Raw genomic sequence first — 19,551 nt, forward strand, 5'->3', positions numbered from 1 at the left:
TTTAGGAGCGCAAAGTCCGCTCATTTCCGGAAGTCGAAAAATTGCATGTGTACAAACTAAATCACCAAAGTCCGGACACGGCAATGCCGGTTCCCTGGGGGAAGCCCGGTTTATTTTCCAACGCGAACGGCTCAGCCAACCGTCGGCGTGGCAAGCAGCCAGAGGCCGAAGACCGTATAGGCGATCATCAGCACGGTGAGCGGGAACTGGCTGAGGGTTGCGCGGGAGGGCTGCGGGTGCAGGCGCCAGGCGAAGCCGTGCGCGACGAGGACGGCGAGCACATGGCCTGATATGATGACCCCAGCCTGGACGTTCCACAGCCACCAGGCGGAATCCGCACCGGCAACGATGCCCGCCTCGATCTGCATGTCGGCGGTGCCGAATAGGTTCCAGCCCAGCGCGAACGGGTCCGACAGTGCCGCCAGCGCATACTGGCCGTCGACGAGCAGCGACGTCAGATAATGCGCGGCATGATAGGCAAGCGCGATCGGCACGATCGACCACACCAGCAGTCCGGCTGCCTGGCCGAAGGGGCGATCGCTTCGCGCAAGATGCTGGCCGAGCCAGACGGCAAGCATGAACACGCCTGCCAGCAACACGAACGTCAGAACCAGCCCAAGGCTGCCGCTGCTTATCACCGCCGTGCGGCCGGGAAATTCGAGCGGATTGATGCCGGACAGACCGAGCCAGAAGAAGGTTTTCGACAGGCCGTCGAAGGACACGGACGACAGGGCAAGAAGCAGGAAGGCAATGCCGCTGGCCGGTAACGGCTCGGCGGCGAGCAGCTTGGCGCCGGGCCAGCACAGGCCAAGCCGGCCGGTTTCGTTGCGCTCGACGACCGCGAAACGCGCCACCATCGCGAAGAAGACCGACAGGAACTCGCCGCTGCGGCTCCAGTTTCGATAGCCGAACGCCAGCATGGCAAGGAAGGTGAGCAGCCAGTAGAGGCCGGCAGCATACGCCAGCCGCGCCGGATCGTCGGGCGCCGGATCGACGAGTTCGAACCAGGCAAAGGCGAAAAACAACAGGACGGCCGGCCAGCAGCCGAGCCATCGGGGAAGTCGCCAGCTCCCTTCATCCCCCGCGCCGAGCAGACGTGAGGCAAGGCGCCACGGCCCATACCACGGGTTGAGCCATGACCGGAGATCGCCGAGGACACCTTGCAGCAGCGTGACGCCAGCCCACAGCAGGGTCCAGATCACCAGCGGCAAAGGGTTTGAAAGCGGGTCGCGGCTGCCGAAAAGGCCAGCGGCGATGAGGATTGCAAAGCCGGCAAAGGAGATCAGGCTGACTGTGGTGCGCGCGCTGTCGCCAAATCCGAACAGCGGCATGCGCCAGCGCCAGAAACGGTCGAGCCAATCCCCCGGCAGCAGCGCCAGCACAAGGAAACTGACGGCCACGGCGAAAGCCCCGCCGGCCAGATAGTAGCCGGTCGGCAAGAGCAGGACATGGCCACGGTCGGAGGCGTGGGCGAAGGCAGGGGCGGGGAGGACGAAGATCAGGACTGCGACAAAGGCAATCGTCGAGCAGGGATACACGCCACTGCCGCGATCCTTCGCACCCCCCTCTGTCCTGCCGGACATCTCCCCCGCAAGGGGAGAGATCAGCAGTTCATCTGCCGGCCACCTTTCTTGCAATGTTGAAAATTGGCGAAACCAGAGGTGGCGGCCGATCTCCCCCCTTGCGGGGGAGATGTCCGGCAGGACAGAGGGGGGTGGGAGGGAATGCGACCGGGCGGTCATGTCATTCAACCCATCACCCCTCACACCTTGACCAGTTGCTCCACGCGGTCCTTCTGACCGAAGATGCGCAAATAACGCTCGATCTCTTTCTCGTCGCCGGTCGCCTTGGCCGGATTGTCGGAGAGCTTGACCGCCGGCCTTCCATTGGCCTCGGTGACCTTGCAGACCAGCGATATGGCGTCCAGGCTGTTGGTTTCGGTTGGCGCGCAGCCTTCGAAATCATTGGTGAGGTTGGTGCCCCAGCCGAACGACATGCGCACCTTGCCCCTGAAATGGCGGTAGGTCTCCTCGATCGTTTCGACCTCGAGCCCGTCGGAGAAGATCAGCAGTTTCTGCCTGGGGTCCTTGCCCCTGTCGCGCCACCAGGACAGGATTTTCTCGCCGCCCTCGATGGGCGGAGCGCTGTCGGGGCGGAAGCCGGTCCAGTCGGCCACCCAGTCCGGCGCGTCGCGCAGGAACGAGGCCGTGCCGAAGGCGTCGGGCAGCACGATCAGCAGATTGCCGCCATAATAGCGCTGCCAGTCCTGCAGCACCTTGTAGGGCGACTGTTTCAGCTCTTTTTCCGAATTGGCGAGTGCGGCGAACACCATCGGCAGTTCATGCGCGTTGGTGCCGAGTGCTTCGAGGTCGTTGTCCATGGCCAAAAGCACATTGGAGGTGCCGGTGAAAGCTTCGCCGATGCCTTCCTTCAACGCCTCGACGCACCAGCGCTGCCACAGGAAGGAATGGCGCCGGCGCGTGCCGAAATCCGAAATGCGGATGCCGGGCAGCGCCTTCAGCCGTTCGGTCTTGGCCCACATCTTGGCCTTGGCGCGGGCATAGAGCACATCGAGCGCGAAGGGGCCGTACGCCCGCATGGCCGCGCGGGAACGGAGCTCATTGATGATCGCGAGCGCCGGGATCTCCCACAACGTGGTGTACATCCACGGCCCGCTGAAGGTGAGTTCATACTGGCCGTCGCGCTTCGACAATTCGTATTCCGGCAGCCTGAAATTCTCCAGCCAGGCGAGGAATTCCGGCTCGAAGATCTGCTTGCGGCCGTAGAAATTGTTGCCGCCGAGCCAGATCATCTCCTTCTTGCTGAAGCGCAAGGTGCGGGCATGGTCGAGCTGTTCGCGCAGTTCGCCCTCGTCGATCTCGTCGGCCAGCCGCACGGAGGTGGTGCGGTTGATCAGCGAGAAGGTGGTGTCGACCTTGGGGTACATGCCCCAGATCATCTGCAGCATCAAAAGCTTGTAGAAATCCGTGTCGAGCAGGCTGCGCACGATCGGGTCGAGCTTCCAGGTGTGGTTGTAGACACGCCGCGCAATATCGGTCCTAGCCATGTTTCAACACCGCCTTCGCTGCCTGCTACCCACAACCGCGACAGGCCTCATAGCATCGAATTGGCCAAAACGCTGCCCGGTTTCAGGGCTGGCCCGACAAAAAGAAAACCCTGCATGCGGCCGGACACGATCGGCCGGCACCGCCGCCGCCAGCCGGTGTCAGCTCCCGGTTCTGCCGCCGATGACCCTGAGCGCCGGACGCTTGCGGCGGGTGACGACGCGGCCCGCCACCGGCGCATCGGCGCGGCCGTCATCCTGCGCCTTCTCGGCAAACAGCCAGTCGATGAAAAGCTGCACGATCGGCGTCGACTTCATCTCGTTGCGACAGACGACATAGAAGTCGTCGATCGCCGGCACTGACAGGCTGAACGGCGCCACCAGCATGCCCCTGGCCAGCAGCGAACTGGCCGTCACCGAATCGCCCAGCGCCACGCCATGGCCGTGGACCGCAGCCTCAACCGCCATGCGTGCATCGCCCAGATGATGACGGCGGCCGCGCTCCAGATCCAACGCATCGGCGGCCGCCAGCCAGGTGTGCCATTCGCGGCCGTCATCGCCATGCAGGAAGACATGGTCGGCGAGATCCCTGACGCTGCGGATCGGACGGTTGTTGATCAACGTCGGGCTCACCACGGGAAACAGTTCGAGCCCCGACCATTTGCGCATCCAGCAATCGGTCCAGCTGCCGTCGCCGTAATGCACGCAGACATCGATCTGCGGCGCGCGGATATCCTTGGCGTCGTTGGAAGGGATCAGCGTCAGCCTGATGTCAGGATATTGCGCCATGAAGCTGCCGAGCCGCGGCGTCATCCACAGCAAGAGCAATGCGGGCACGCAGGAGACGGAGAGCGTGCCGCTGCTCGCCGGCCTTGTCATGCGCTGCGTGGCGGCGGCTATGCCGTCGAAGGCGCTCGAGACCGCCGGCAGCAGCTCGGCACCATGCGGCGTCAGTTTGACCCGCTGGCCGGCGCGCTCGAAAAGCTTGACGCCGAGCGACTGCTCGAGCGCCTTGATCTGGTGGCTGATGGCGCCATGCGTGACATTCAGCTCACTCGCTGCCTTGGACAGCGAGCCATGGCGGGCGGTTGCCTCGAAGGCGCGCAGCGGATTCAGCGGTGGCAGGCGCTTGGCCATGGGCATCCGTTGAAGCACGATCCCGAAAAATGGAGGCCGGTTTTCGGATAAGACCGTGCTCAGAGTTGATTGTGAGATTTTCTCACAGCCAACACCCTAACAATATCAATTGATTTTTCAATGCGGCTGCCAGACACTTTGGCCCGGAACAGCATCAAGACGTGAAATCTGCAGGCAGCCAGCGGGACAACGACCCGGCCGGATGACGGTCGCTTCGCCAAGGTCACCGGCGGCCGCCTGCATCAGGCAGGAGGAGCGGACATGGGTTACGATCGCGGCAAGCTCGACGCGTTGCGTCGCAAATATGGCGAGAGCCATGGCGGCGAGATGTTCGACCCGAAGTTTCGGCGCGTCGCCGACAAGATCTTTTCCAAGTCCGGCACCCGGCTGGCGCCCTATTCCGGCATACCAACTTTCCTCGCCGCCCCCTACCGCGAAATAGCGGCCGACAATCCAGATTTCGGCGACCTGCAGGTGGCGATGATCGGCGTACCGATGGACCTCGGCGTCACCAACCGGCCGGGCTCGCGTTTCGGGCCAAGGGCGCTGCGCGCCATCGAACGCATCGGCCCCTACAATCACGTGCTGGAATGCGCCCCGACGCATGAACTTCGGGTCGCCGACATCGGCGACACGCCGTTCCGCAGCCGCTACCGGCTCGAGATCAGCCATGAGGATATCGAGCGCCGCACCAATCAGATCGTCGATGCCGGCGTCATCCCGCTGTCGGTCGGCGGCGACCATTCGATCAGCCATCCGATCCTGAAGGCGGTCGGCAAGAAAGCCCCGGTCGGCCTGATCCATATCGATGCCCATTGCGACACCAGTGGCCTGTTCGACATGACCAAGTTCCACCACGGCGGACCGTTCCGCAACGCGGTGCTCGACGGCGTCCTCGATCCGACGCGCACGATCCAGATCGGCATTCGTGGTTCGGCCGAATATCTGTGGGAGTTCACCTACGAGTCCGGCATGACCGTCGTGCATGCCGAGGAGGTGACCGGTCTCGGCATCCCCGCCATCATCGAGAAGGCGCGCAAGATCGTCGGCGACGGGCCGACCTATGTCTCCTTCGACATCGACAGCGTCGATCCGGCCTTCGCGCCCGGCACCGGAACGCCCGAGGTTGGCGGCCTGACGACGCGCGAAGTGCTCGAACTGCTGCGCGGCCTGAAGGGCCTCAATATCGTTGGCGGCGACGTCGTCGAGGTGGCGCCGCAATACGACGCGACCACCAACACGGCGCACGCCGGCGCCCAGGTTCTGTTCGAAATCCTGAGCCTGATGGTGTTCAGCCCGGCGATCACAGGCAAGTGAGCCTGACGTTTAGATGACAAAGGCGGCCGCCGCGCTGGAGCCGGCGGCCGACCCAGACAAACAAAGCTTCCAGAGGGGAATAAAAATGACGATCCGTATCACGCTCAAATCATCCATCGCCGCCGTGCTGATGCTTGGCACCGCAAGCCTCGGCCTCGGCACGCAAGCCGCCAATGCTGACGCGCTGGCGGACATCACCAAGGCCGGCACCATCAATGTCGGCGTCTTCGCCGATTTTCCGCCCTTCTCCTCGGCCAGCGCCGACATGAGCCTCAAGGGCTATGACATGGATGTCGCGCAATACATTGCCGACACGTTGAAGGTGAAGCTCAATCCCGTCGCCGTCACCGGCCAGAACCGCATTCCGTATCTGAACGACCATCGCGTCGACCTCTTGATGAGCGTCGGCTATTCGAAGGAACGCGAGCAGGTGATCGACTTCGCCGCAGCCTACGCGCCCTACTACATCGCCGTGATCGGTCCGGCGGCGCTGTCGGTCAAAGGCAAGGAAGACCTTGCCGACAAGTCGATCGCCGTCAACCGCGGCACGCTCGAAGATACCTCGCTCACCGAAGCGGCTCCGGCGTCGGCCGACATCAAGCGTTTCGACAACTACAATTCGGTGATCCAGGCCTTCATTTCCGGCCAGACGCAGCTGATGGTCGTCGGCAACGACGTCGGCGCGCAGGTGCTGGCCAAGCAGGACGCGCTGAAGCCGGAGCAGAAGTTCCAGCTTCTGACCTCGCCTTCGCATATCGGTCTCAACAAGAACGAAGACAGCTTGAAGAAGGCGGTCAACGACGCCATCGCCAAGATGCTGGCGGACGGCAAGCTGGACGCAAGCTCGCAGGCCTGGCTGAAGACGCCGCTCAACCCCGACAACCTCAAGGATTGAGATCCGGTGGCCTTTGCCTGGCTTCCAGGGGCTGCGGGTGACATCGCGCGCGGAGCGGTCACGACGATCCTGTTGATCGCCGTGACCACGCTGGCGGGGACGTTCCTCAGCATCCTGGGGGCTGCGGGACGGCGAAACGGCCCCGTGCTGCTCAAGCGCGCCATCGCCGCCTATGTCGAGGTGATGCGCAACACGCCGTTCCTGGTGCAGTTGTTCTTCATCTTCTTCGGGCTGCCCAGCCTCGGGATCAGGCTCGATCCGGTGCTGGCCGCCATCCTGGCGATGACGCTCAACATGGCAGCCTATACGATCGAGATCGTCGGCGCCGGACTTGACGCCGTGCCGCCCGGACAGACCGAAGCAGCCCTTGCGCTGGGCTTGAGGCCACGCCAGGTGTTCATCAAGATCGTGCTGCCACAGGCGCTCAAGGTGATCTATCCGGCCCTGACCAGCCAGATCGTCATTATGATGCTGGAGTCCGCCGTGGTGTCGCAGATCGCGGTGCGCGAACTTACCTATGAGGCCGACATGCTGCAGGCACGCACGTTCCGGTCCTTCGAGACCTATCTTGTCGTGACGCTGGTTTATCTCGTCCTGTCGATGGCGTTGCGCCGGCTTTTGGTCACGGGCGGACGCCGCGTCCTGGGGGCTGGCGTGTCATGATCGAATTCACCTTCTGGGACATCGTGCGCAACCTCTTGCTCGCCGCCCGATGGACGGTGCTCTTGTCGCTGGCCGCTTTCGTTGGCGGCGGCGTGGTCGGCATGGTCGTGCTGTTCTTCAGGATCGCCAAGAACAAATGGAGCCGGCGCATTGCCTCCGGCTATATCGCGCTATTCCAGGGGACGCCGCTGTTGATGCAGCTGTTCCTGATGTTCTTCGGCCTGCCGATGCTCGGGCTACGCATCGAGCCGTGGACGGCGGCGGTGCTCGGCCTGACCTTTTTTGCCAGTGCCTATCTGGCCGAAATCTGGCGCAGCGGCGTCGACGCCCTGCCGCGTGGCCAATGGGATGCCGGCGCCAGCCTTGGGCTGCACTATCTGCAGGAACTGAGGCTGATCATCCTGCCGCAGGCGTTTTCGATCACCCGCGCGCCGACCGTCGGGTTCCTGGTGCAGCTCATCAAGTCGACCGCGCTCACCTCGATCATCGGCTTCGAGGAGCTGGTGCGGACCTCCAATGCCATCAACAATGCGACCTTCGAGCCCTTCAAGGTCTACGGGCTGGTGGCGCTGATCTTTTTCGTCATGTGTTTTCCACTGACGCAATATGCGCGTTCGCTCGAACGACGCGCCGCCCACTGAGCCGCAAGAAGACGGCGGGCAACGGAATCAAGGGAACCAGCCGGAGAGTCGGCACAAACAGAGGAGAGACCAGATGAACAGATTGATCGCAACACAAGTCAGCCGGCGCAGCGTGCTTGGCGCTGGCCTGGCGACGGCCGGCGTGCTCGCCATGCCGTCGATCCTGCGGGCGCAGGACAAGTCGCTCAAGGTCGGCGTCTATGGCGGCTACTTCAAGAAATCCTTCGACGAGCACGTCTTCCCCGACTTCACCAAGGCCACCGGCATCGCTGTGGAATCGGTCGCCGAGCCGACCGGCGAGGCGTGGCTGGTGCAGCTCGAGCAGGCAGCCAAGGCCGGCCAGGCCCCGGCCGATCTTTCGATGATGTCGCAGACCTCGACGCTCAAGGGCCAGTCGACCGAACTGTGGACGCCGCTCGACACCTCCAAGTTCAAGCATTACGGCGACCTGTTGCCGCGCTTCATCAACAAATATCCGGATGGCCGCGTTGCCGGCATCGGTGCGGTGGCCTGGTGGATCACGCTGGTCTCCAACACCGATGTCTACAAGGAGGCGCCGACCTCCTGGGCGGCATTCTGGGACAAGGCGAACGAGGACAAGCTCGGCCTGCTGGCGCTCGCCTCCAACTCGTTCCTGCTCGAAGTGACGGCCAAGACCTTCATGGGCGGCACCAATGCCCTCGACACCGAGGAAGGGTTGAACAAGGCGTTCGAGAAGCTCGCCGAGGTCAAGCCGAATGTGCGCCTCTGGTATCGCGACGAAGCGCAGTTCGAGCAGGCGCTGAAGTCGGGCGAAATCCCGATGGGCCAGTATTATCACGACGTCACCGGCCTCGCGATCGCCGACGGCTTCCATGTCCGCACCACCTTCCCGAAGGAGGGCGGCATCCAGGACTCCGGCAATTGGGTGCTGTCGCGCGCTTCGACCAAGGTCGACGAGGCGCATGCCTTCATCGACTATATGAGCCAGCCGTCGATGCAGGGCGTGATGTCGCGCAAGGTCGGCACCACGCCGACGCTGAAGAAGGAGGTGCTCGACCTGACGCCGGCCGAGTTCGCATCGGTGTCGTCGGATATCGAGCCGATCATTCCGCGCTACGACCTCTATACGTCCAAGGCCGACTGGATCAACCAGAAGTGGACCGAGCTGATCGTCGGCTAAGCCGAAAACAGCTCGCCCGACATCGAAGCGCTCCTCATGACGGGTCGCTTCGCGAACCACCTCTCCCATTGCGATGGGAGAGGATATGCTACGCGCCGAAATCGCGGCGCCTCTCCTCTTGCGGCCGAGGAGAGGCCGCCGCGAAAACGAGGCGGCGAGGAACCATCCCATATCCTCCGGTTAACAGGATCAGCCATGTCCGGACTTGATATCAACGCCATCACCAAGGCCTTCGGCAATTTCATCGCGGTCGACAATGTTCGGCTCAACGTGCCGCACGGCACCTTCGTCTGCCTGCTTGGACCATCCGGCTGCGGCAAGACCACGCTGCTGCGCATCATCGCCGGGCTGGAGGAGCCGACCAGCGGCGCCATCGTGCTCGACGGCGAGGACATCACGCCGCTGCCGACCCACAAGCGCAATCTCGGCATGGTGTTCCAGTCGCTGGCGCTGTTTCCGCATCTTTCGGTCGGCGACAACATCGCCTACGCGCTGCGCATCCGCGGCGCCTCGAAGGAAGAGCAGAAGAAGCGCGTCGACGAATTGCTGACGCTGATCCATCTGCCCGGCTTTGCCGACCGGCCGGTGGCGAAGCTTTCGGGCGGCCAGCGCCAGCGCGTGGCAATCGCCCGTGCGCTGGCACTGTCGCCAAAGCTGTTCCTGCTCGACGAACCGCTTTCGGCGCTCGACGCCAAACTGCGCGAGGCCATGCAGGTGGAACTGCGCCAGTTGCAGCAACGGCTGGGCATCACCACCATCGTCGTCACTCACGACCAGCGCGAGGCGATGACCATGGCCGACCTGGTCGTGGTCATGGGCCACGGCAGGATCCTGCAGGCGGCACCGCCGATCGAGATCTACCGCAAGCCGGCCGACGCCTTCGTCGCCGATTTCATCGGCATCACCAACCTTCTGCCGGCCGAGGTCGACAGCGCCGGACGCACCACCATCCTCGGCACCGCCATTCCGGGCCTCGCCATGCCGGCCGGCGTCACCAAGGCCTCGGTGTCGATCCGTCCCGAAGACGTGCATCTGGGCGAACCCGGCGGCCGCGCCATCACCGGCCAGGTGACCTTCGTGCGCGATCTCGGCGGCACCATCGAAACCTTCGTCGAGGTTGGCAGCACCAGCATCATCGCGGTGGCGACGCCGCGCGAAAGGCCCAACGTCTCGGTCGGCGCCAAGGTCGGCGTCACGCTGCCGCCCGAGAGCTGCGTGGTGCTCGGCTCATGAGACGCGAAGCGCCGAAATCATTCGCCGACTATACGCCGCTGCTGTTTCCCGGGCTGATGCTCGTGGTGTTCTTCGTCGTGCCGTTTTCGACGATGATCGCGGTCAGCTTCTTCAAGCGCAATCCGGCCGGTTTCTACACGCCCGATTTCGTCATCGACAACTATGCGCGGTTCCTGACCACCTTCTTCGCCGGCGTGCTCGGCTTTTCGCTGATGCTGGCGGTGCTGGTCGCCGTCTGCTGCGTCTCGATCGCCTTTCCGTTCACCTATCTGCTGACCAAGCGCTCGCGCCGCGTGCAGACGCTGTGGCTGGTCGGGCTGTTGTCGGTGCTGTCGCTGTCGGAAGTCATCATCGGCTTTGCCTGGTCGACGCTGTTTTCGCAGACCGCCGGCATCACCAACCTCTTCGTCGCGCTCGGGCTGATGGACAAGCCGGTGGCGCTGCTGCCGACCTTCGGCGCGGTGCTGGCCGGCATGATCTACCAGGCGCTGCCCTACACCATACTGGTGCTCTATCCGGCCCTGGTCCGCCTCGACCCGACGCTGCTCGAGGCCGCCCGCACGCTTGGCGCCTCGCCGGTCAAAGCTTTCTTCAACGTCGTCACCCCGGCGCTGCGCAACACCATCGTGGCGACGCTGATCATGGTCTTCGTCTTCGCGCTCGGCTCCTACCTGCTGCCGCAGATCCTCGGCCGGCCACGCCACTGGACGCTGTCGGTGCTGATCACCGACCAGGCGATCTACCAGTCCAACATGCCGTTCGCAGCCGCCATGGCGGTCTTCCTGGTGCTGATCTCGCTGGCGCTGGTCGGGCTGACGCTGCTCGTCGGCCGCAGGGAGAACGCACTATGACCGCCACCTTCCTTCGCCGGCTCTATTTCACCATCGTGGCCCTGTTCCTGGCCGCGCCGCTGATCGTCGTCGCCGGCGTCTCGGTCAACGCGCGGCAGGAACTGACCTTCCCGCCGAAAGGCTTCTCGCTCGCCTGGTATGGTCAGATCTTCGCCGATCCGGAATGGCGGCTGGCGCTGATCCATTCGGTGACGCTCGCCGTCTGCTCGGCGGCGATCGCGGTCGCTATCGCGCTGCCGCTTGCCTGGTTCCTGTGGCGGCGCATCGCGCCCTGGGCAAACATTTTTCAGGTGCTCGGGCTTGCGCCTTTCATCCTGCCGCCGGTCATCACCGCGCTCGGCTTCCTCACCTTCTGGGCGACGGTCGGGCTGTTCGGCCAGTTCTTCACCGCCATCATCAGCCACGCCATTTTCTTCGTCACGCTGCCGCTGGTGACGCTGTCGCTGGGTTTTGCGTCGATCGACCGCTCGCTGGTCGAGGCCGCCGCGACCATGGGTGCCGACGACCGCACGGTGCTGAAGACGGTGGTGCTGCCGCTGATCCTGCCCTACCTCGTCTCCGGCTACGCCTTCGCCTTCGTGCTGTCGCTCAACGAATACATCGTCGCCTACATGACGATCGGGTTCACCACCGAGACGCTGCCGATCAAGATCTTCAACGCGCTGCGCTACGGCTACACGCCGACCATGGCGTCGGTGTCGGTGTTCTTCGTCGCGGTGGCAGCCCTGGTGTTCGGGGCGATCGCCAAGTTCGGAGACATCCGCAGGCTGCTCGGCGCGATGTCCTCCGAGGGCAACTGACCGGACCTGTCGCTCGAAATGATCATTTTGTCTTCACTTTCGGGAGAACGGAGTTCTAATCTTAGCCGGTCCTGGATCGCGGAAGGGGATGCGACATGGTGGATTCTGATCGGATCGACAAGATGATCAAAGCGGTGCCCCCCGCCTTGGCGCTTCGAGCCGGGCTGGACCTTGGCATCTTCACCCGGCTCGGCGACAGCGCGCTGACTGCGGACAGCCTTGGGGCCGCGCTCAAAGTCGAGCCCAATCGCCTGTCGCGGCTCCTCTACGCACTCGCCAGCATTGGTTTCCTCGAAGTCGAGGATGGCCAATTTCGCAACGGAGCCGAAGCGTCGGCCTTCCTCGACGCGTCCAAGCCGACCTATCGCGTCGGCGATCATGCGCTCCTGCGCGAGCTCTGGGGAGCCGATCTGCTTACCGCAGAGTCGCTGCGACAGAACCGGCCGGCTGCGCTGCACGATTTTTCCGAAGCAGGGTCCGAGGAAGCGGCGGCCTTCAGCCGCATGCTCGCACCGGGGGCGGTGATTTTCGGCCGACTTCTGGCCCAGGAGATGGACCTCTCGGCGATCGGTTCGGTGATTGACATCGGTGGGGGCCCAGGGACCATTCTCGTCGGACTTCGCGAGCGGTGGCCGCAGATTGCGGCAACGCTGATGGAACTCCCAACGGTCGCAGCGGTCGCGCCGGATATCCTGTCGGAATATGGTGCCGAAGACGTGGTCGTCGAAGAAGGGGACATAACTGTCGCGCCATCGGTCGGTCGGCACGATCTGGCGATCCTGAAGGCCGTCGTCCAGGTCCTGCCGCCGGACCAGGCGCGCAGTTCGATCCTGAACGCGGCGCGTTGCCTCACACCGGGCGGCGAGATCGCAATTGCGGGGTGGGGTGTCGTCGATGACGACCGCCTCGGCCCGCGTGAGGGTGTCTTTCTGAATCTCACCTTCCTGAACCTCTATCGCAACGGCGAATCGTACACTGAAGGTCAGTATCGGGCGTGGATGACGGAGGCTGGATTCCGCGATATCTCAAGGTCGCGCCTGACGGACGGCTGCACCTTGTTTCGTGCGCGCCTTGCGGGCTGATTGTTGCCGGATGCCTGGTTTCGGACGCGTGGGCAGGCGCCCATGAGCACACGGCAGTATGCCCGGCCGTTGCATCGGCGCCGCCTCACGTCGAAAATGCCCCCATGGAAGCTGTCCGATTTCCCAGGCTCTCGACACCAAGGCTCGTGCTTCGGGCGCCGAGCGAACGGGATATCCCGGCATGGTTTGCGCGCGCGACGGATGTCGAATCCGCCTCCCTTGCCGGCGATCCCGTTCCCGACGACAAAAGCGCAGGCGAACGATGGCTCGCCCGTTCGCGTCAGCGGTTCGCTGACGGCAAGGCGATCAAGTGGTCCATAGACCAGGCAGGGGTATCGAACGCGATCGGGACGATAACCCTGTCCTTCGGCGCAACCGACGCCAAGGCAGCGGCATTGGGATTTGTGCTGGCGCGTGCGCATTGGGGGCACGGATTGGGCAGCGAGGCAGCGCGCGAAGTCCTCCGCTACGCCTTTGAAACTCTGGCGCTTGAACGGGTAACGGCCGAGGCGGCGGCGCGCAATTTCGCGTCGCTGCGGATATTGGCGAAGCTCGGCTTCAAACATATCGAGAGCTTCATCGATGAGTCCGACGGCGAGCGCTGCGAGCGTTTTGCGCTCGACGGAGACATCGGATCGTCACTGTTGGCGAGCAACGCGATGCCGGACTGCTAATGCATTCGTCGCCTCGGTGCCAAAGTCGGCTCATGGCGCTTAACGTCGTTTCGCAGGCCGTCGTTTGACGAGCCACGATGTTAGGCCTTGGCTCAATGCCCAAACACCAATGGCGGCGCCAGGCGGTCCCGCCGCAGCCAGCGCGCCAGCAGCAGCGCCGCCACCACGGCCAGCCCCGACGACAGGCCGATCCAGATGCCGACGCCATGGAGGCCGAAATGGAAGGCGAGCAGCACGCCGAGCGGCAGGCCGATGCCCCAATAGCCGATCGCGGCGTAGATCATCGGCACCTTGGTGTCATGCAGGCCGCGCAGCATGCCGGCGGCAACTGCCTGCGCGCCGTCGAAGATCTGGAACAGCGCTGCAAAGACCAGGAACGACACGGCAAGCGCGATCACCCTGGCATTGGCCGGGTTGGCGAGATCGATGAAGGCGCTGATCAGCAGATGCGGCCACAGGATCATCACCAGCCCCATCAGCGCCATGAACGAAACGCCGATGACAAAGGCCGTCCAGCCGGCGCGGGAAACCCCTTCCGGATTGCCGGCGCCATGCGCCAGGCCAACGCGCACCGTCACCGCCTGGTTGAGGCCGAGCGGCACCATGAAGCTGATCGAGGCGATCTGGATGGCGATTGCGTGCGCGGCTAATGAATCGGCGTCGATCAGGCCCATCAGCAGCGCCGCGGCGTTGAAGATGGTCACCTCGAAGGCCAGGATACCGGCAATCGGCATGCCGAGCCGCAACAGCCCCTTGAAGCGCGGCCAGTCGGACCGCCAGAAGCGCCTGAACAGACGGTAGCGCCGGAACTTCTTCTCCAGCATCACCACCACTGCCATGCCGATGAACATAAGCGTGCTGGACAGCGTGGTCGCAAGCCCTGAGCCGGCAATGCCCATCGATGGCACGCCGAGATTGCCGAACATGAACACCCAGTTGAAGAGGGCGTTGCAGGCGACGGCGACGAAGACGATGATCAGCGCCCAGCCCGGCCGCTCCAGCGCCGAGATGAACGAGCGCAGCACGATATAGCCGTAGAAAGGCAGCACCGCCCATTCGAGCCAGCGCAGATAGATGCCGGCCTGATGCGCCAGCGCGGGTTCCTGGCCCATTGCCAGCAGAATGGCCTCGCCGTGCCAAAGCACCAGCCAGATCGGGATCGAGATCAGGATCGCCAGCCACAGGCCCTGGCGCACCGTGCGGCGCAGGTCGCGCACCGAATGGCGGCGGCGGCCAAGCTCGGTGGCAATCATCGGCGACGTCGCCAGCATCAGGCCGAGCCCGAAGATCAGCGGCATGAAATAGAGGTTGGCGCCAAGCGCGCCGCTGGCCAGCGTGTCCGCCCCCAGGCGACCCATCATCATGACGTCGGTGGCCGTCATGGCGGTCTGGCCGAGATTGGTCAGCACCATCGGCCAGGCGAGCGCCAGCGTCGCCCTGATTTCCTGACGCCAAAGATTTTCCGGCGCGTGAGCGCCGGCTTCGATCGCAGACATTGTTCCGCTCTTTCCAGGTACGGCGCGTCGGCAAGGAGCCGGAAGCCGCATTTCAAACGGCAAAACCTTCGGTTTCGCAGCGTTTGCGTCAGCTTTTGGACGAAACGCGACATGAAGGCAAGAGAGGAGGGGCCGGAACAGATTGAGCCAGCGGAACGCCCGGACCGATTGTTGCGTGCCGCCGAAGCGCATTTCACACGCCGGCAACGGGCTGCTACGGATTGCCTGGACGACGAGGTGCGACGACAGATCCCGGATTTTCCAGGAGGCAGGATGCAGTTCAGGCGCAGAAAAAACACGGCTGCTATCCCGCGGACGGCGCCGTCCTTCGAGCACATCGTCACCGAAGCGAGCGACAGTTTCCTGTGGCGGCTCGACGACTACCCATGGGAACGCAACGTCTGGAACTTCCATCCGGAGTACGAGATCCACCTGCTGCGAAAATCCTCCGGCGTGGTGCTGGTCGGCGATCACATCGGCGAGTTCGGGCCAGGCTATCTCACCATCGTCGGTGGTGGACTGCCACACGACTGGGTCACCGCCACGCAGCCGGGCGAACTGATCGAAGGCCGCGACATCGTCCTGCAATTCGATGCGCAGAGGCTGCGCGGGTCGGTGGGCCTGCTGCCGGAACTGCGCGAACTGGAACCGTTCCTGGAGCGATCGCTGCGCGGGATGGTCTTTCACGGCCAGACGGCACGCGAAGGCGCCGAACTGATGGAGCGGATGGGCGAGGTTAGCGGGCTAAGCAGGTTCTGCCTTTTCCTGTGCCTGGTCGATCTTCTCGCCCGGACCGACGAATACGAATTGTTGTCGTCACCGGATTTCTCGCCGGTTCTCGATGCCGCCTCGCTGGACATCATCCAGCGCACGCTGACCTATCTGTTCCAGCATTTCGCCGAAGATCTGAAGCTGCCGGAAGTGGCGGAACTCGCCGGAATGACCGAGAGCACATTCTCGCGCTTCTTCCAGAAAAACACCGGCAACAGTTTCAGCGACCACCTTGCCAAGCTCAGGCTCTGGCAGGCTTGCAAGCTTTTGGCGGACACCGACATCGCGATCACCGACATCTGCTTCCAGGTCGGCTACATGAACATCTCGAACTTCAACCGCGCCTTCATGCGCAAGCATCGGATGACGCCGTCGTCCTATCGGCGGCTGTCGCGGCAGCGGCTGACGATGCGCGCATAAGCGGTTCCTGAAAATCCTACCCCGGCCTCGATCGATACTCATGTGACGGGCTCCCCAAGCGGACGCCAGTTTTTGCGCTGCACAATGCATAAAAGTACAGGTCCGTTGCAACGGGGCTTCTAGCGTGGCCCGCCGCAACTTCGCATTTTGGCGATGGGTGGCATGTCGTTCGGGCGATGGTGAGGATCGCGTGACCCGAGGACTTGCGCGTCCTGCGAAGTGTTCCTGGAGGAGAAAAGATCAATGAAACCAGTTAGGCTCGCTGCCAGCCTTGGCGCAGCTTTTATGCTTTCCACTGCCGTTTCCACCATTGCCCTGGCGCAGGCGCCGGTCTGCTCGGCGCCGGTCAAGGTGCTGGCGCAGCCGCGCGACGGCCTGACGCTTCTGGAGGACTCCAAGGACGAGTTCCAGAAGCTTGCCGGCGCCGGCTTCCAGATCGACTATTTGAACGAGAACGACCGCCGGGCGAAATCGCGCGCCGATGCGTCCACCGTCGGCAACTACAACGTCTACTATGTCGACGAGGCCAACGTCGCCCTGTTTGCGTCGTCGAAATGGATCGTGCCGCTCACCGATTACTATCCGGCGGACTATGACTACGCCGATTTCGACCCGGGCCGGCAGAAGGTCGCGACCTATGACGGCAAGGTCTGGTTTGCGCCACTGACCGGCGGTGGCGACCTGATGGTCTACCGCAAGGATGTCCTTGAGGCGGCCGGAATCCAGCCACCGAAGACGCTGGACGAGCTGATCGCCGACGTGCCGAAGCTGACCAATCCGGACAAGGGCATGTATGGCATCGCCTTGCGCGGCGCGCGCGGTTCGGGCGCCAATGTCTGGCGCTGGATGCCCTTCTTCAAGGCCTATGGCGGCCAGTGGTTCGACGGCAACAAGCCTGTCTTCAATTCGGACGCCGCCGTCAAGGCGACCGAGACCTATCTGAAGCTGTTCAAGGATTCGGCGCCCGGCACGCAGACCGGCAGCTGGGATGAATCGACCGGTGCGTTCCTGTCGGGCCAGGTGGCGATCCTCGTCGAATCGACACCGCTGTCGGGCATGTCGGTCGATCCCAAGACCTCGCAGGTGGTCGGCAAGATCGGCTTCCTGCCGCCGCCGGCGCCGCTCACCGGTGGTGGCTACGGCCATGGCCTCGCCATTGCGGCGAAGGCCAATGCCGACGACGCTTCGAAGAAATGCGCCGGCCTGTTCATCGCCTGGGCGACGTCGAAGGAGAACGAGAAGCGCCGGCTCGACGCCCACCAGTTCGGCGAGCTGAACCGCACCAGCATCCTGTCCAGCAAGGAATTCGCTGATATCTACGGCGCCGACCTTGGCCAGGCTCTGGCCGAGACGGGCAAGGTCACGGCGGTCAACTTCTGGCAGGATCCGCGCTGGCCGGACCTCGGCGACCGCTGGGGCATCATCCTCGAGGAACTGGTCACCGGCACCCGCACCGACATCAAGGGCGGCCTCAACGAACTTGAAGCCTACGCCAACGAATTGGCGAAGAAGTAGCAGCCTCCCTCTGGCGGCGCACGGCCCACGGCATTCGGTCGAATGCCGGGACCTGTGCGTCGCGGGAAGGCCTGCTCTGGCGCCGCCTGAAGCATCTCCACGCGAGGATCCAGCCATGTTCGAATACAGCGAGGCCTGACCAATGCCTCGACGCTCATCCTTGCCGGTCGCCTTCCTCGTGCCGACGCTCGTCATCCTTTTGATCCTGTCGATGGTACCGACGCTCTACGCGATCGTCATCGCCCTGCAGAACCGCGAGCTGAGTTCCACGACCTATTCCTATGTCTGGCTTTCGAATTTCTACGACCTGTTCTTCGACCGCCGCTTTCTCAACGCCGTCTGGGTGTCGGTGAAGTGGGAGATCGTCACCGTTGCGGCGACGATGGCCGTGGCCATCGGACTGGGGGTGCTGATGTTCGAGGTCGCGTCGCCGCGCCTGCGCAACATCTACTGCCTGCTGTTCATCATTCCGGTTTTGCTGCCGCGCGTCTCGGCGGCCTTCGTCTGGAAGTTCGCCTACCACCCGCTCTACGGCATCGCCACCTACCCCTATCGGCTGCTGACCGGCGGGCTGATCTTCGACCCGCTGTCCAAGCCGTCGACGGCGCTGTTCGCCGTCGCCTCGGTCGATGTCTGGCAATGGGGCCTGTTCTTCGCCGTCATCGTGCTGAAGCTGTTGGAAACGCTGCCGCCGCAGCCGATCGAGGCGGCGCGGCTCGACCACGCCAGGCGCTGGCAGATCCACGCCTATGTCACCTTGCCCATGCTGAAGGCGCCGCTGGTCAGCCTGATGTTCGTCAAGATGATCGAATCGCTGCGTTCCTTCGACCTGATCTATGTGATGACCCGCGGCGGGCCTGGCGTCGCGACCGAGACGCTCGACATGTATGCGTTTTCGCAAGGCTTCATCGAGTCGGGCAAGGTGTCCTACGCCTCGGCGATGGCCGTGCTGATGATGATTGCCACCGTCATCACTTTCACCATGCTGTGGAAGCGGGTGCAGGCATGAGGCCGGGCCGCCTGATCGGCAAGACCGTCCTGGCATTCGCCGGCTTCATGGCCGTGTTTCCGCTGCTTTGGACGGCGCTCAATTCGCTGAAGAACAATGTCGACATCATCACCCGCGTACCGCGCCTGGTGTTCACGCCGACACTTGCCAACATCAGCTATATCATCGGCCGCGACAGCGTCATGACCGGCCTCTACAACTCGGTCATCGCCTGTGGCGTCGCGGTGCTGATCGGCGTGGTGCTCGGCCTGCCGGCCGCCTATGCGGTGGCGCGCTATCCCAACCGCTGGGCCGGCGACATCCAGTTCTTCGTGCTGTCGCTGCGCTTCCTGCCGCCGGTGGCGGTGGCCATACCGCTGATGGTGATCTGGCTGCAGCTAGGGCTCTATGACACGCTGGCGGCACTGATTGTCACCTATTCGCTGCTCACCATCTCGGTGATCATGTGGCTGGCCATTCCCGCCTTCCAGAGCGTGCCGAAGGAGGTCGAGGAAGCCGCCTTCGTCGACGGCTACGGCGCCTTTTCGGTGTTCTGGCGGATCGCGCTGCCAGTCGCGGCGCGGTCGCTGATCGGTGCGGTCACCTTCAGCTTCGTGCTGGTCTGGAACGAGTTCCTGATCGCGCTGATGCTGTCCAGCTCGAACGCCAAGACCTTGCCGATCGTCGCATCCGAGTTGTCCCAGCAAGGCATGAACGTGCCGTGGGGAATCCTCAACGCCTCGGTCGTGCTTCTGTCGCTGCCGCCGCTGCTGTTCCTCGGCGTGCTCAGCGGCTTCCTGAATTCCGTTTTCCAGCAAAAAAAGACTTGAAGCGAGGACGAC

The 19,551-nt window shown here is 63.6% G+C and carries 18 protein-coding genes; 14 read left to right on the forward strand and 4 right to left on the reverse strand.

What is annotated here, in order from left to right; translation table 11 throughout:
- Positions 1 to 131 precede the first annotated feature (131 nt).
- The 3 genes from AC1DYW_RS02585 to gcvA form a co-directional block, all read right to left on the reverse strand.
- Positions 132 to 1,583, reverse strand: a complete 1,452-nt coding sequence (locus AC1DYW_RS02585; protein ID WP_477225009.1) for a hypothetical protein — start codon at positions 1,581 to 1,583, stop codon at positions 132 to 134.
- Between the two features lie 179 nt (positions 1,584 to 1,762).
- The gene (gene pncB / locus AC1DYW_RS02590) at positions 1,763 to 3,067 is read right to left on the reverse strand and encodes a nicotinate phosphoribosyltransferase (RefSeq protein ID WP_477225010.1); all 1,305 of its coding nucleotides are present in this window, start codon (positions 3,065 to 3,067) and stop codon (positions 1,763 to 1,765) included.
- A 159-nt stretch (positions 3,068 to 3,226) separates the two neighbouring features.
- On the reverse strand, positions 3,227 to 4,201 hold the full coding sequence (gcvA, locus tag AC1DYW_RS02595) for a transcriptional regulator GcvA (protein WP_477225011.1): 975 nt from the start codon (positions 4,199 to 4,201) through the stop codon (positions 3,227 to 3,229).
- 261 nt (positions 4,202 to 4,462) lie between these two features.
- On the opposite strand from gcvA, the gene speB reads away from it, so the two are divergent.
- The 10 genes from speB to AC1DYW_RS02645 all read left to right on the forward strand — a co-directional run bounded on the left by speB (position 4,463) and on the right by AC1DYW_RS02645 (position 13,519).
- Positions 4,463 to 5,518 (forward strand): agmatinase, encoded by a 1,056-nt coding sequence (gene speB, locus AC1DYW_RS02600; RefSeq protein ID WP_477225012.1) that lies wholly within the window; start codon positions 4,463 to 4,465, stop codon positions 5,516 to 5,518.
- Positions 5,519 to 5,603: 85 nt separating this feature from the next.
- Positions 5,604 to 6,413, forward strand: a complete 810-nt coding sequence (locus AC1DYW_RS02605) for a transporter substrate-binding domain-containing protein (RefSeq protein ID WP_477225013.1) — start codon at positions 5,604 to 5,606, stop codon at positions 6,411 to 6,413.
- A gap of 6 nt (positions 6,414 to 6,419) precedes the next feature.
- Positions 6,420 to 7,076: an amino acid ABC transporter permease gene (locus tag AC1DYW_RS02610; protein WP_457150839.1), complete on the forward strand. Its 657-nt coding sequence runs from the start codon at positions 6,420 to 6,422 to the stop codon at positions 7,074 to 7,076.
- Positions 7,073 to 7,717, forward strand: a complete 645-nt coding sequence (locus AC1DYW_RS02615; protein WP_457150838.1) for an amino acid ABC transporter permease — start codon at positions 7,073 to 7,075, stop codon at positions 7,715 to 7,717. Before AC1DYW_RS02610 ends, AC1DYW_RS02615 begins: the two co-directional genes overlap by 4 nt.
- A 73-nt stretch (positions 7,718 to 7,790) precedes the next feature.
- Complete coding sequence (locus AC1DYW_RS02620; protein ID WP_457150837.1) at positions 7,791 to 8,879, forward strand: ABC transporter substrate-binding protein; 1,089 nt, start codon at positions 7,791 to 7,793, stop codon at positions 8,877 to 8,879.
- A 195-nt stretch (positions 8,880 to 9,074) separates the two neighbouring features.
- The gene (locus AC1DYW_RS02625; protein ID WP_477225014.1) at positions 9,075 to 10,112 is read left to right on the forward strand and encodes an ABC transporter ATP-binding protein; all 1,038 of its coding nucleotides are present in this window, start codon (positions 9,075 to 9,077) and stop codon (positions 10,110 to 10,112) included.
- On the forward strand, positions 10,109 to 10,963 hold the full coding sequence (locus AC1DYW_RS02630; protein WP_457150836.1) for an ABC transporter permease: 855 nt from the start codon (positions 10,109 to 10,111) through the stop codon (positions 10,961 to 10,963). The genes AC1DYW_RS02625 and AC1DYW_RS02630 overlap by 4 nt, the downstream gene beginning before the upstream one ends.
- Positions 10,960 to 11,763 carry an ABC transporter permease gene (locus AC1DYW_RS02635; RefSeq protein ID WP_095083388.1) on the forward strand — a complete coding sequence of 268 codons (804 nt, stop codon included), beginning with the start codon at positions 10,960 to 10,962 and terminating at the stop codon, positions 11,761 to 11,763. The genes AC1DYW_RS02630 and AC1DYW_RS02635 overlap by 4 nt, the downstream gene beginning before the upstream one ends.
- 122 nt (positions 11,764 to 11,885) lie before the next feature.
- The gene (locus AC1DYW_RS02640; RefSeq protein WP_477225015.1) at positions 11,886 to 12,845 is read left to right on the forward strand and encodes a methyltransferase; all 960 of its coding nucleotides are present in this window, start codon (positions 11,886 to 11,888) and stop codon (positions 12,843 to 12,845) included.
- A gap of 146 nt (positions 12,846 to 12,991) precedes the next feature.
- Entirely contained in the window at positions 12,992 to 13,519 is a 528-nt protein-coding gene (locus tag AC1DYW_RS02645; protein ID WP_457150833.1) for a GNAT family N-acetyltransferase, read from the forward strand.
- A gap of 92 nt (positions 13,520 to 13,611) precedes the next feature.
- Here the strand turns inward: AC1DYW_RS02645 and AC1DYW_RS02650 are convergent, their stop codons facing one another.
- Positions 13,612 to 15,015: an MATE family efflux transporter gene (locus AC1DYW_RS02650; RefSeq protein ID WP_477225016.1), complete on the reverse strand. Its 1,404-nt coding sequence runs from the start codon at positions 15,013 to 15,015 to the stop codon at positions 13,612 to 13,614.
- Positions 15,016 to 15,288: 273 nt separating this feature from the next.
- Here AC1DYW_RS02650 and AC1DYW_RS02655 point away from each other — a divergent pair, with 273 nt between their 5' ends.
- From AC1DYW_RS02655 to AC1DYW_RS02670, 4 genes are all read left to right on the forward strand, one after another.
- Positions 15,289 to 16,206, forward strand: coding sequence for an AraC family transcriptional regulator (locus AC1DYW_RS02655; RefSeq protein WP_457150831.1), 918 nt, complete (start codon positions 15,289 to 15,291; stop codon positions 16,204 to 16,206).
- A gap of 243 nt (positions 16,207 to 16,449) precedes the next feature.
- A complete protein-coding gene (locus AC1DYW_RS02660) occupies positions 16,450 to 17,721 on the forward strand; it encodes an ABC transporter substrate-binding protein (protein WP_457150830.1) in 1,272 nt (423 codons plus the stop codon).
- 142 nt (positions 17,722 to 17,863) lie between these two features.
- Positions 17,864 to 18,730 (forward strand): carbohydrate ABC transporter permease, encoded by an 867-nt coding sequence (locus tag AC1DYW_RS02665; RefSeq protein WP_477225017.1) that lies wholly within the window; start codon positions 17,864 to 17,866, stop codon positions 18,728 to 18,730.
- The gene (locus AC1DYW_RS02670) at positions 18,727 to 19,539 is read left to right on the forward strand and encodes a carbohydrate ABC transporter permease (RefSeq protein ID WP_457150828.1); all 813 of its coding nucleotides are present in this window, start codon (positions 18,727 to 18,729) and stop codon (positions 19,537 to 19,539) included. Before AC1DYW_RS02665 ends, AC1DYW_RS02670 begins: the two co-directional genes overlap by 4 nt.
- Positions 19,540 to 19,551: the final 12 nt, after the last annotated feature.

This window comes from Mesorhizobium sp. P2_D5, from assembly GCF_056404355.1.